Origin of the sequence: Nodularia sp. LEGE 04288, assembly GCF_963896525.1 — a bacterium.
Lineage (GTDB): Bacteria > Cyanobacteriota > Cyanobacteriia > Cyanobacteriales > Nostocaceae > Nodularia.
Genome location: NZ_CAWQOY010000109.1, coordinates 1 through 12,958, shown reverse-complemented (window position 1 = coordinate 12,958; position 12,958 = coordinate 1). Strand labels below are relative to the sequence as shown.

Genomic DNA, 12,958 nt, shown 5'->3' with positions numbered 1-12,958 from the left:
CATTTTACACAGGGACAGTTCTATAGCGTCGGCTTTTTACTCTTCAAGTTGCGCCCCAGATGCCAGATGCTACCAAAAGGCGGGCTGCGAAAGTCCAGCAAACTGTCAACAGCCCTATCCTTTCTGAGATATGCGATGCCTATTCTTGATAGAACTTAGGCACTTTTGGTCAACCAGACAAGCAAGTACAGTTTAACTGTCAGCTGAACTCGACTGATCTTGGGGTGCAGGTGGTGTGTCTTCCTTGGGAGCAGCTACTTTGACCATTGAATGGCGCAGCACGCGATCGCCCAAATAATATCCGCGTACTAACTCTTCTAACACTGTTCCCTCTGGATGTTCATCCGTAGGTTCCCGCATAACTGCTTCATGGAGATTGGGATCGAACTCTTGATTTTCCGGACGCATTGGTGATACGCCTATGCGCTTGAGGCATTCTACTAGTTGTTTATAAACCCCTTGATAACTTTTGTGAATTGTCATCTCGCCGTCACTTTGTGGCTTGAGGTGCGCTCGCGCCCGCTCAAAATTATCGACTATGGGTAGCAATTCCAAAATAGTATTCCGCTTCACTTGCAAATCCAGCTCTTCTTTTTCTTTGCTGGTGCGTTTACGGTAATTTTCAAAATCGGCGGCAATCCTCATATATTGAGTACTGCGTTCTTCTAGTTGCCCTTTGAGAGACTCAATTTGTTGAGTCAATTCTGCCAAAGCAGCCGTTTCTATTTCCGTTTGATCAGTGGCAGCCACACCATTTTCTGGGGCAATTACTGTATCTGATGATACATCTATTGGAGTTGTCACTTGCTCAGTCACCTCGCTACCAGATTCGTTGGAGTTGGTTTGGGCTGGGGAGTCGCTCTTCATTGATTGCTTTACCTCTGTTGGTTCACCCAATTGCTGGCTTGTATTGTTTACCTGTTTATTTTCGTCCATCATTGTCTACTCGTCCCAGATTGTTTTATGGCAGTATGTCACCACAGCTTACAACTGAGGCTAATTTTTTTTGCTGACATTTTCCTGGAAGTGATGCCACCGTCCTTTTATTGTGACAAATGGTGAACACCTTAGCGTAGACACGGGACGGTATCCCGAACGAGTAGGTTAGCACCAGAAGTAAGCCTTTTGAAAGAGTGGTGCTTGATATTCTTCGTCCCTCCTCATTAGTCATAAGTCAGTTTTGTCACAAGTCACTACTGAAACTGCGGACATGATCATTAATCTTTATGGTTGCTGACTACGAGCCAAATTAAATATTTTTACATTACTGAGTTGTCTCTGGCAAATCCCCGGAGTGGAAACCTGAACATCCAAAAAAAGCACCAGCAAAAACTTTGACCTAAATTTACTCAGTGCAAATGAAAATTATCGGCTCCAGCCTGGGAATAATGTAACTAGAGGTTTTTCCTACTCATTGCTCACCTATGACTTATTCGTCACCACAACGGCGCAGTACCGCTCTCACTACAAAGACAGAGTTTTCGCCCTTCGGCAACAAGCTAGTACAGTCTGGCTATATCAATAGCGAACAGATGAGACTAGCGCTGATTGAAAGCCGCAAGTCTGGCAAACCCCTGACGGAAGTCTTGGAGTCTATTACCGGACAACAACTATCGCCTGAGTTCCTCAGACAATATAAAAAACAACAGCTCTTTGAGCTAAAAATACTATACGGTGTTGAGTTCCTAGATCCAGAAGTCAACAACATTGGCAACCCCAAAGTGGGCAACCTGATTGAAAGCCTGATCCCGGCAGAGATTTGTCGTCGCCATCACTTGGTCCCATTATCCAAAAATGAAGACCAAAACCCGCCCAGTGTCTTGGTGGCGATGGTCGATCCGGATAATCTCGAAGCTTCTGATGATCTCAACCGCATCCTGCGTCCCCAAGGTTTGGCATTACAACGCATGGTAATTGCCCAAGACGATTACCAACAGCTAATTAACCAATATTTGGATGATTTAGCTGTGCGGCAAAAGTTGCTGGACAAAGAAAAGTTGACAGATATTCATCAAGATTTAGAAAATCTGAGTAATATCGACGTGGACGAGAACCCGGAAGAGATGGAGGCTGATTTAGGGGCGGTCATTAAGGGTGCGGAAGATGCCCCAGTGATCAACCTTGTAAACAGAGTCTTGGCCAAAGCCTTACATGAAGGGGTTTCTGATATTCACATCGAACCACAGGAGGAAAATTTACGAATTCGGTTTCGGAAGGATGGGGTATTGAGTGAAGCTTTCGACCCCCTACCCAAAAAAATCGTGATGGCGGTCACAGCTCGATTTAAAATCATCTCCAATCTAGACATTGCCGAGCGACGCTTACCCCAAGATGGGCGCATCCGGCGAATGTTCGAGGGACGTAAGGTGGACTTCCGCGTCAGTACCTTGCCTAGTCGCTACGGGGAAAAAGTAGTACTACGGATTTTGGATAATTCTGCCACCCAATTGGGATTAGATAAGTTAATTACCGATCCCGAAACTTTGCATATTGTTCAAGATATGGTCAGCCGTCCTTTTGGGTTGATTTTGGTGACTGGACCGACTGGTTCTGGAAAAACCACATCGCTATATTCGGCATTAGCAGAAAAAAACTCGCCTGGGGTGAATATTAGTACAGTTGAAGACCCCATTGAGTACAGCTTGCCAGGGATTACTCAAGTACAAGTAATTCGGGAAAAAGGGTTAGATTTTTCTACGGCTTTGCGAGCCTTTTTGCAGCAAGATCCGGATGTATTGCTAGTGGGTGAGACACGGGACAAAGAAACAGCAAAAACCGCGATTGAGGCTGCCTTAACTGGTCACTTAGTATTAACTACTTTACACACTAACGATGCTCCAGGTGCGATCGCGCGTCTGGGAGAAATGGGTATTGAGCCTTTTATGATTTCTAGTTCCCTAATTGGTGTGTTAGCTCAACGTTTGGTGCGGCGTGTCTGTTCTGAATGTCGTATTCCCTATACTCCCACAACTGAGGAACTAGCTCGCTATGGACTATCAGCTTCCCAAAATGTAGGCGTAACTTTTTACAAAGCTAACACTTTAACATTAGATGAAATTACGGAGGCAAAAGCCAAAAATCAGGAAGTTTGTCCCAAGTGTAATGGCTCTGGCTACAAAGGACGTTGTGGTGTTTATGAAGTGATGCGAGTCACCGAAAACCTGCAAACCATGATCAACCAAGAAGCATCCACAGACCGCATTAAGGAAGTTGCAGTTGAAGAAGGCATGAAAACTTTGCTGTCTTACAGTCTGGATTTAGTCCGCCAAGGTGTCAGCACACTCGAAGAAGTGGAACGCGTAACCTTTACTGATACTGGGTTAGAAGCAGAGTTAAAGTCCAAACGCAAGAGTGGTCTTACTTGTGTGAATTGTAATGCAGTATTACAACCAGAATGGCTGGATTGTCCATATTGTATGACAGCTCGTTTTCCAGATTAGTTAGACAATTTTGGACTTTGAATTTGGGATTTTGGATTAAAAATTGAGGTCAAAGAACTATGGAAATGATGATTGAAGACTTGATGGAACAGATGATTGAAATGGGTGGCTCGGATATGCATTTATCCGCTGGTTTGCCTCCCTACTTTCGCATCAGTGGCAAACTGACCCCTATCGGTAACGAAGTATTGAGTGCCGACCAGTGCCAAAGGCTAATTTTTAGTATGCTAAATAACACCCAGCGTAAAACCTTAGAACAAACATGGGAGTTGGATTGTTCCTATGGTGTGAAAGGTTTAGCTCGTTTCCGGGTGAATGTCTATAAAGAACGTGGTTCTTATGCTGCTTGTTTACGGGCGCTGAGTTCCAAAATTCCTAACTTTGAAAAGTTAGGTCTGCCAGATATAGTGCGGGAAATGTCAGATAAGCCCAGAGGATTAATTCTGGTAACAGGTCCCACAGGTTCCGGGAAAACAACCACTCTAGCGGCAATGATTGACTTAATTAACCGCACCAAAGCAGAGCATATTCTCACGGTGGAAGATCCGATTGAATTTATTTATGAACCAATTAAAAGCCTAGTCCACCAAAGACAACTCAATGAAGATACCAAGAGTTTTTCTAATGCTTTAAGAGCTGCTTTACGGGAAGATCCAGATATTATTCTGGTTGGAGAAATGCGTGATTTAGAAACGATTTCTTTGGCTATTTCGGCGGCGGAAACAGGACACTTGGTATTTGGGACTTTACACACCAGTTCTGCAGCTCAAACTGTTGACCGGATTATTGACGTGTTTCCCCATGAGAAACAAACTCAAGTGCGGGTGCAGTTATCTAACTCTTTAGTAGCCATATTTAGCCAAACATTGGTAACTAAGAAAAATCCTAAACCTGGTGAATTTGGCCGGGTAATGGCTCAAGAAATTCTCATTGTTACTCCTGCTATTTCTAACTTGATTCGAGAAGGAAAAACATCACAAATTTACTCCACTATCCAAACTGGGGGCAAATTGGGGATGCAAACTTTGGAAAAGGTTTTAGCTGATTTGTACAAAGCTGGAACTATTTCTTTTGAAGCCGCAATGTCTAAAACTTCCAAGCCTGATGAAGTTCAACGTCTCATCGGTACTTCTGCACCACCATCTGGTACAAGACCTGGTGCTGGCGCTACGAGAGCGCATTAAATTTTTACTGATCTAATTTGGAATTAATTAATCCATGCCAACATATGTTGCCCGTATTCGGGATTCTCAAGGAAAATCCCGAAAGGAAAAAGTTGTTGCCGAATCCTTGTCGGAAGCCCGTACTAATCTTAGACAGCAAGGTTTTGTTATCCAAGACTTAAAGCAATCTCAGAGTCTTCCCAGCTTTGATTTGCAAAAAATTCAGATGTCAATGGTTAAAGTGAGCGTTAAAGATAAAGCCGTCTTTTCGCGTCAATTTGCTGTTTTGATGAATGCAGGTGTAGCAATTGTCAGAAGTTTAGGGGTGCTATCTGAACAGTGTAGCAATCCTAAATTAAAGCAAGCACTGATTGAAATAGGTAATGATGTGCAAACTGGGATGAACCTTTCCGAGTCAATGCAGAAACATCCTGCCTGCTTCGATGGTTTGTATGTCAGCATGGTTAAAGCCGGTGAAATTGGCGGTGTTTTGGATGATGTACTGAATCGTTTGGCTAAGTTGTTAGAGGATGTTGCTCGATTACAAAACCAAATTAAATCAGCGTTGTCTTATCCAGTTGTTGTTGGTATTTTAGCAACAACTATCTTTGTTGCTATGACTGTTTTTCTGATTCCTATCTTTGCGAATATTTTTGAAGATATAGGGGTAGAATTACCAGCCCTTACCCAATTTCTGATGTGGTGTAGTGAAGTCTTGAGAAGTTGGTGGTCTTTAGCTATTATTGGTGCTTTGATCGTATTCCGTATTGCTTTTCAGCAATACTACAAAACACCAATCGGGCGCATAACTATTGACCGCCTTTCTCTAAAACTGCCTTTGTTTGGTGACTTGATCCAAAAATCATCAGTTGCACGCTTTAGTCGTACTTTCGGCGCTCTAACTCGTTCAGGTGTGCCAATTCTTACTTGCTTGGAAATTGTCCGGGATACATCAGGAAACCAAGTAATTGCTAACGCTATCGATGCAGCCCGTGTAGAGATTCAACAAGGAGGAATGATTAGCCTGGCTTTGCAACAAGATGAAGTGTTTCCGATTATGGCAATTCAGATGATTAGTATTGGTGAAGAAACTGGTGAATTAGATGCGATGTTGATGAAAGTCGCAGATTTTTATGAAGATGAAGTAGAACAAGCAGTTAAATCACTAACCAGTATTTTAGAACCCGTAATGATTGTGGTTTTAGGGGGTATGGTGGGGACAATTTTGCTAGCGATGTATTTGCCGATGTTTAAAGTGTTTGAAACATTGGGGTAAGTGATTAAAATTGATGATTTATGAGTTAGGAGTTAAAAGTTTTTATTCCTAACTCTATATGATTTTGGATATGGCTGAAAATCCCAAATTGAATAATGTTTTTAATTACGAATTAGTAAATGAATTATGGCTGTCAAAAAATCTCACTATGAAGCCAGCTTAGCAGAGTATAGCAATAATTTAGCTGCGATCGCCTTACTCAAGCAACACCGACCATACTTAGAAATGATTCCCAGTCTGCGTCGTCCAAATGACAGTATTATTACTATCCCTTTACCGATTGTACGCTTCCGTAGCCCTGCCACAACCGATACACAGATAACGTGCTTACCCTGTGACATCGGAATTATTATGTGTGACCCAGAGTGGAAGATTAAAACTGGAGTCGAAATTGTACTTTTTATTCATCGTCCCCAGGAAGACTTTTCTGATTTATTGGGGCGTTGGCGAAAAACCCAAGTGCTGCTGGATAAAGACTATGAGTGGCTAATGCCTTTGCGTCACAGTCATATTTTGAGTGATGGCGCAAATACTGTATATCCCCTATTTGTGGTTTTTAGTGAAACCTCAGAACGCATTCAGAGGGGTCTTGTGGGGGCAGAACTGCCATTTATTATGCAAACACCCTCTTTTTTACTAGAAGAGGAGATTCAGCAGGGGCTAGAGACTAGCCCCTAGTTTTTTATTTCACAAATTGGGGCATAATTTCAGCAGCAGTGAAGATGCCATATATACCGCGCTGGTGTAATTGTCTACCAGCTTTGAGATAGCCAAAGGCGGGGCCGCAAACATTGGCTGCCATACTTGTTTCATCTCCTAATGTAAAGGTATGGGTGGAAATTTTACCTTCAAAGGTGCGTCCTGTGACTTTAACGTTGGTGCTGAGGGGTTTTTTGGAATTGCGGGTATCGACTACTCCACCAACTGTAACGCGATCGCGCGCACAAATACCGGCAAACTCTAGCATCACATCATCAGCGTGTTCCATATTCTCTAAAGTCAGCACGCCATTGGTTTTATCCAGTAAGGCTTCAACTTCAGCATCAGTCATTGCCCTAGCAGTTTCTACACTATAACCAGGCATATGTCCAATATCTTCGCGAACAGTGGCGCGGTAAGCTTCCCAATTGGCAATACCGACACCAAAGGTAATTTCTACCTTGTGAATTTCGGCGTAGCTTTGGGCGGCTAAAGCGGCGGCGGCTGTTAATAGTCCGGGTGTCGCACCACATCCAGACATATAGGTAATTCCGGCGGCTTGCAGTTCGTCTTTCATCGACAAAAGTTGTTCTACTGCACTGGTGCGCTTAATTGCATCCACTAGCACACCCCGCCAACCGGATTTGATAAATTCTTGGGCGACGGAGGGGATAAAGTCATTGGGGAGGTTGGGTAAGGCGAGGAAATACCCATCGACAGGCTGAGTGGTAGCGATTAAATCTTGAATGCTGTTATTGCTTAATCTGCCAACTGGTTCTAAATAACCGACGGAACCTTGACTTTGGTAGGTTTTAATGCATTCTTGAGTATTTAAACCTTCAGTAGAGTAAGCGTAGCCTTTTTGGTCTGCGGCTGCGACTAAGATCATTTCCCGTTTGCTGGAGAGGAGTTTAGCGGCTGCTTGTCCCAGTCCACCGAAACCCAGGACTCCGACGCGGATAGGTTGATTTGTTGGTTGTGTATTCATATTTAATTTGTGGCGTTGTGTTAACAGCTATAAAGGTTAATTATGCTCCATTATCCTTGGTTCGTTAGCTGACTCATCATTTTTTTACCAGAATATTTTGCTGATTTGAACTTGACTACAAAGACGGCAATGTTTAGATTACAATTGTTATGGAACTTACGACTTGACAGAAAATACTAAATATGAATAAGTTGCTCAGGTTTGGAAACCTGATTTTTAATTATGCCAGCTAGAGACATTTATCACAGCACCGTAAAAAATGCACTCATCAAAGATGGCTGGAAAATTGTCTATGACCCTTTACGAATTCGTTTAGCGAGAGGTAAAAATCTATTTGTTGATTTAGGTGCAGAAAGATTACTAGCAGCAGAGCGAGAAACGGAAAAAATAGCTATTGAAGTGAAAAGTTTTACTCGTCCCTCGGATATGAAAGACCTAGAAGATGCTGTTGGTCAATTTGTTTTATATGAGCATTTATTGGCGCGTTATTATCCTGAATATAAATTATTTTTAGCTGTGAGTGAAAGCACTTGTAAAACAGTTTTTGAAGAAGAAGCTGGTCAAACTTTAATTGAAGATGGTGTTATTCGTTTATTTAGCTTCGATGCTGAACAGGAGGTAATTGTGAGATGGATTCCTTAACCAATAAATATCGTCAGATTATTAAAAAGATTCTCGAAGACTACGCTGATTTTCTCGGTAATGATGAAGAAGTTCAAGTTGAACTGGTGTTAGATGAAAAAAATGATCGTTATTTATTAGTTGAGTCAGGCTGGAAAAATGGTTATCGTATCTATGGAACTTTATTACATATTGATTTAATTGATCATAAAGTTTGGATTCAACATGATGGCACAGAAGACGGAGTTGCTAATGATTTAGTTGCGGCGGGAATACCAAAAGCACATATTATTTTAGGTTTTAAATCTCCTGAGATTCGCAAATATACAGAATTTGCTGTTTCTTAATAGTAAGATGAAAAACTTATTATTAGTTTAACTTTATTTAAGGTAAGTTACTTCTATATTTAGAATTTGGTTTAAGGGAAGTCGTTTAGAGTAGCATAAAAGGCAAACATGAGTTTAGTATCTAATTATTTAATAGACCTAAAACAAGTTTTGATACCAGAACAAGAAGACATCTGGTCTAGTCGTCTTCATAAGTCTGCTCATCATCTTTTAGCAGCAATATGTTTTAGAGAAAATTCCCAAGCAATATGGGAAAGTACTAATACAATATTATTACCACCCATTGGATTTTATTATTCAGTTTTTCACTTGTCTATTGCAGCTTTATTTATTGATTATCAAACTCAGACACATGAATTAACAAAAATCAAGCATCAGACGCTAAAAAAATATATTAAGGAAAGATTAATGCAGAGGAAATTACTACCAAATAGTTACCTGGACACTTTTCAAAGTCTACAAGAAATGAGGGAATATGCTAACTATAGCTTTGGAAAGAAAATTCCCAAGTATGAGTTCATGAATATAGGAGATTCATTTTATATTAATACCCAAGAACCTTTTGATTTGGTAATAGATTTAATTCATAATATACAAAACACAGTAGATAATAACTATTCTTTTTATCTAAGTATCCAAACAGCAATTGGAGATGGATTTGGAGATGATTTAATAAGAATGTATTTACCGAAAAATTTAGAAGAAAAAGTTGTAAGTTTTCTTATTAAAAAAAATCTGACTACATGATAAATGGTTAGCATAGAAAAATATATTTCTAATTACATATTTATATGCTGCAATATTGTCTCATTTCCTAACAATACCAAACCAATGATATAAAATTCACGAATTGTGATATTTTACATAAATTTTCATACCTAAGCGCATTTATTATGGAACCTCAAAAACAGACTACTAAAAATATTGGAAAATCTCTGGTTGAGTCTTTATGGACACCTAAATTGAGTGAGATGACGACTGAATTTGGTGATATTGCTTTAGATGCTGTCTTCGATGAAAAAGAAGGATTTCTAAAGGAAATACCAATTTTTGGATGGTTTGTAAAAAGTTATGGTGCAGTGATAAATGTGCGTGATCGTCTGTTCTTGAAAAAGGTTGCAAATTTCCTCTATGGAACAAGTAGAGTTCCTGAACAGGAAAGGGAAAAATTTCAAAATAAAATGGAATCAGATTCCATTTTTTCCCAAAAAGTTGGTGAATCTTTGGTACTTTTGCTAGATCGGCATGAAGATTTTGAAAAATCTTTAATACTAGGAAAGATATTTGCAGGATACATGAAAGGTGCTATAGATGATGTAACTTTTTCAAAGCTGGCTAATATAATAGACCGAGCTTTTATTAGTGACCTAAAGAATCTAGAAAACTATTACTCAAAATTAAGTGAATATGAGCCTTCCTGTGGTAAGCCATTCTCAAATTTCCTTGACGATGCGACTTGTCAATCACTTTATACTGTTGGATTAATTCGTGCTGAACTTATTTTTGAAGACATCTATCATCCGAACGAAATTGGTCAGTTTCTTGTGCAATTCTTAAACACATAATGAGCGATTGTATTGTGGATGTAAAGTAGAGTGCGATCGCCTATCGTCTAAAATTAATATATAGTCGATACAGTCAATGTCACGAGGACGAAAAAATGGACGTTGAAAAGCTAAGTAGCCCAATAACAGAAGTATCTGATATTACAGCTTGGGATAAAAAGGGACAAAAGCTTTTAGTATCGAAAATTAGAGCCAGAGACATTGAGGAAGATATTAAAGGAAAAGTAGAAGAAATTCTCAAATTTGAGAAAGAACATAATCATCTCATAGTTCCTTATGGGATGACTGCTACTCCTGAAGACATTAATATTTTTCAATGGGATGGTAAAAATCTAGCAACTGTCTACACGTTCCCAACTCATGAAGTGATGACTGAATACGATTCCGAATTTGCAACTAAGAGAATTTCTGAATCTTATCTAGAAACATTAGTTGAGAGTTGGTTAAGAGATTTAGCGTACAACTGGAAAACAGATAATCCTCCTAAATTACAAGAGTTAAAACAAATTGGTTTTGTGCAAAATTTGGCAGATGCAGCATAATTTTGGGTATAAAATCTAGTGACTACACTTTATATTGAAACTAATTTTTTTATTAGCTTTGCTAAAAACCAAGACCAAAATTCTCGGATTTTAATTTATCCTCAAGAGTTGGAGGAAATATCAAATATTACAATTGTGACTCCTGCAATTTGTTATATGGAGTCTCTTTCTGTTTTAGCAGATGAACGCAGAAGGCGACACGATTTTACAGAAAAGTTAGAAAAAGAAAGAAATGAACTGAAAGGAAATATCAAGTCAAAATATTCTGCTGAAATTTTGCGTTCTCTTCAAATTGCGAAAATTAATAACGAAGCGATGACTGATGATATTGAAAATCGCCTATTTGAAGTGTTAACATGGGCTGCAAATAATTTAAATTTAATAAATCTAGAACCAGCTATATTTATAGACAGTCTTAATCAAAAATTTATTCCTGATCCCACAGATAACTTAATTTTACATTCTATTCTTAATCACGCTAAAACCTCTTCAGATGCTCAGAAAGTTCTGTTGACTGGAAACTCTAACGACTTTGGGACAAAAGAGATCAAGCAAATATTGGGCGCAGCAGGAATACGAAAATATTTCGCCAGTACAAAAGATTTTTTAGGGTGGTTGCAGTCCATTTAGCTATTTTGTCAAAAAATCAGTAGCGCGATCGCATCCCGTAGCGCACAGATGAAATAATCCGACTGGCTGAAACTACCCTCATTGAACCTATCCTTAGCAAGAATAGTGGAGATTCAATGGTAATGATAAATATTTTCAATAAATCGTATATTTTTGTGAAGCGGCGAACTGGCTAAACTACTGCTAATGCTTGCTTTGAGGGCTTTTGTCGCTAATTCTGGCAGAGAAATTGTCAGCTTGACTAATTTAGTATGTTAAGAGAAACTAACTAATAACTGATGTATGTGCTTATAATATTAATAAAATTTGTAAAGATTCTGAGATATATATTTTGAAAGATGGAACATTAGTTAACAAATGGCAAGATTTGTATCTAAGTAACAATGTTCCGACGGCTATATTTTTAGCCTGCTGCTCAGGCAGTAAAGTTCCAAAGTACTATCACGGTTGGCCAAAAGCATGGAGACATTAGAGTTCATCATCTATCCAGACGGTCGGGTACAAGAAACAGTCACTGGCATTGTGGGCAATTCTTGCGCTGAGGTTACAGCAGCAATAGAAGCAGAACTGGGACAAGTACTTAGTCATGAGCCAACCTCAGAATTTTTTGCTGCACAGGTGCAGCAATCTGCTGTAGCAACCACCCAAGCCACATACAGCGATTGGTAAGTTTTCTTAAAAGTTTCGTGTCCTTATATTCACAACTGCCATGTCACACTTTAGCCAAATTAAGACTCAAATCCGTAACCTTGACTCTTTAAAAGATGCTCTAACTGAATTGGGCATAGACTGGAAACCAGGCCCACGCGAAGTTCGCGGCTATCGCGGTCAAACTCATCCTGCGGAAGTAACGATTGAGCAGGAAAACGGCTATGACATCGGCTTTAGATGGAATGGCAAAGAATATGAGTTGGTGGCTGATTTGCAATATTGGCAACAAGGCTTGTCTGTCGATGGGTTCTTACGCCAAGTCACTCAAGGCTATGCTTATCAGTCAGTTGTCAAAGAAACCGCTCGCGCAGGCTTTCAAGTTACTGAACAAGAAAAAAATCAAGATGGCTCAATTCGCTTAGTAGTACAGCGCTGGAGTGCGTAATGGCTGATTTTCTGCCGTCGGAGTCAGAACCAGAAGAGAACCGTTCCGGTTGGGAACCAGAGTTAGGCGGCTTCTTACGGGATGACCCAGAGCGCTCTGGTTTAGAGCCGGAATTGGGCGGTATTGAGCGTCAAAAGGGTGTTTACGTTGATGAAATCACCTGCATTGGCTGCTTACACTGCGCTCATGTGGCGCGTAACACCTTCTACATTGAACCAGATTATGGGCGATCGCGTGTGATTCGCCAAGATGGTGACGGGGAGGAAATCATCCAGGAAGCAATTGAGACTTGTCCGGTCGATTGCATCCATTGGGTTGATTACACTGAACTGAAAAAGTTAGAAGAAGAACGCAAATATCAGGCTATACCAATTGCCGGCTATCCAGTGGAACAAGCTGTATCTACGACTGAACGACGACGTAAAAAGCAAAAGTTAAAAAACCAAAAACCCCGTTAATAATTCCTCATTAAAAAGCCGCTATAGGTGGTCTTGTATCAGGTGGAGATGAAAATTTCTACCTGATACATAATTATGATCACTTACGAGTTATAGCAGTTATCAGTTAAGTGAGAGACAAGAACCCCAACCC

At 40.1% G+C, this 12,958-nt stretch carries 15 protein-coding genes; 13 read left to right on the top strand and 2 right to left on the bottom strand.

Translation table 11 applies throughout. The features are described 5' to 3' along the window. Positions 1-192: 192 nt before the first annotated feature. Positions 193-939: a nucleotide exchange factor GrpE gene (gene grpE / locus AACX33_RS12355; protein ID WP_193997219.1), complete on the bottom strand. Its 747-nt coding sequence runs from the start codon at positions 937-939 to the stop codon at positions 193-195. A gap of 485 nt (positions 940-1,424) precedes the next feature. Between grpE and AACX33_RS12350 the strand changes: the two genes are divergently transcribed. The 4 genes from AACX33_RS12350 to AACX33_RS12335 all read left to right on the top strand — a co-directional run bounded on the left by AACX33_RS12350 (position 1,425) and on the right by AACX33_RS12335 (position 6,557). Continuing rightward, positions 1,425-3,440, top strand: coding sequence for a GspE/PulE family protein (locus AACX33_RS12350; RefSeq protein ID WP_227789065.1), 2,016 nt, complete (start codon positions 1,425-1,427; stop codon positions 3,438-3,440). A 59-nt stretch (positions 3,441-3,499) separates the two neighbouring features. Further along, positions 3,500-4,624 (top strand): type IV pilus twitching motility protein PilT, encoded by a 1,125-nt coding sequence (locus tag AACX33_RS12345; RefSeq protein ID WP_193997217.1) that lies wholly within the window; start codon positions 3,500-3,502, stop codon positions 4,622-4,624. A gap of 34 nt (positions 4,625-4,658) precedes the next feature. Beyond that, positions 4,659-5,879, top strand: a complete 1,221-nt coding sequence (locus tag AACX33_RS12340) for a type II secretion system F family protein (RefSeq protein ID WP_193997216.1) — start codon at positions 4,659-4,661, stop codon at positions 5,877-5,879. Positions 5,880-6,005: 126 nt separating this feature from the next. Beyond that, a complete protein-coding gene (locus AACX33_RS12335) occupies positions 6,006-6,557 on the top strand; it encodes a hypothetical protein (RefSeq protein ID WP_193997215.1) in 552 nt (183 codons plus the stop codon). Between the two features lie 4 nt (positions 6,558-6,561). On the opposite strand, the gene bioU is transcribed toward AACX33_RS12335, so the two are convergent. Next, the gene (bioU, locus tag AACX33_RS12330; RefSeq protein ID WP_193997214.1) at positions 6,562-7,566 is read right to left on the bottom strand and encodes a (S)-8-amino-7-oxononanoate synthase BioU; all 1,005 of its coding nucleotides are present in this window, start codon (positions 7,564-7,566) and stop codon (positions 6,562-6,564) included. Between the two features lie 222 nt (positions 7,567-7,788). On the opposite strand from bioU, the gene AACX33_RS12325 reads away from it, so the two are divergent. From AACX33_RS12325 to AACX33_RS12285, 9 genes are all read left to right on the top strand, one after another. After that, entirely contained in the window at positions 7,789-8,208 is a 420-nt protein-coding gene (locus AACX33_RS12325) for a XisH family protein (protein ID WP_193997213.1), read from the top strand. Continuing rightward, entirely contained in the window at positions 8,196-8,534 is a 339-nt protein-coding gene (locus AACX33_RS12320; protein ID WP_193997212.1) for a XisI protein, read from the top strand. The genes AACX33_RS12325 and AACX33_RS12320 overlap by 13 nt, the downstream gene beginning before the upstream one ends. Positions 8,535-8,642: 108 nt before the next feature. Further along, positions 8,643-9,281, top strand: a complete 639-nt coding sequence (locus AACX33_RS12315) for a hypothetical protein (protein WP_193997211.1) — start codon at positions 8,643-8,645, stop codon at positions 9,279-9,281. A gap of 146 nt (positions 9,282-9,427) precedes the next feature. After that, complete coding sequence (locus tag AACX33_RS12310; protein WP_193997210.1) at positions 9,428-10,099, top strand: hypothetical protein; 672 nt, start codon at positions 9,428-9,430, stop codon at positions 10,097-10,099. A 95-nt stretch (positions 10,100-10,194) separates the two neighbouring features. Continuing rightward, positions 10,195-10,641, top strand: a complete 447-nt coding sequence (locus AACX33_RS12305; RefSeq protein ID WP_193997209.1) for a hypothetical protein — start codon at positions 10,195-10,197, stop codon at positions 10,639-10,641. Between the two features lie 18 nt (positions 10,642-10,659). Further along, positions 10,660-11,271, top strand: coding sequence for a PIN domain-containing protein (locus AACX33_RS12300; protein ID WP_193997208.1), 612 nt, complete (start codon positions 10,660-10,662; stop codon positions 11,269-11,271). Positions 11,272-11,730: 459 nt separating this feature from the next. Next, complete coding sequence (locus tag AACX33_RS12295; protein WP_193997207.1) at positions 11,731-11,940, top strand: DUF2997 domain-containing protein; 210 nt, start codon at positions 11,731-11,733, stop codon at positions 11,938-11,940. 40 nt (positions 11,941-11,980) lie between these two features. Next, positions 11,981-12,367 (top strand): DUF1257 domain-containing protein, encoded by a 387-nt coding sequence (locus tag AACX33_RS12290; protein ID WP_193997206.1) that lies wholly within the window; start codon positions 11,981-11,983, stop codon positions 12,365-12,367. Continuing rightward, positions 12,367-12,825 carry a ferredoxin gene (locus tag AACX33_RS12285; protein WP_193997205.1) on the top strand — a complete coding sequence of 153 codons (459 nt, stop codon included), beginning with the start codon at positions 12,367-12,369 and terminating at the stop codon, positions 12,823-12,825. The genes AACX33_RS12290 and AACX33_RS12285 overlap by 1 nt, the downstream gene beginning before the upstream one ends. Positions 12,826-12,958: the final 133 nt, after the last annotated feature.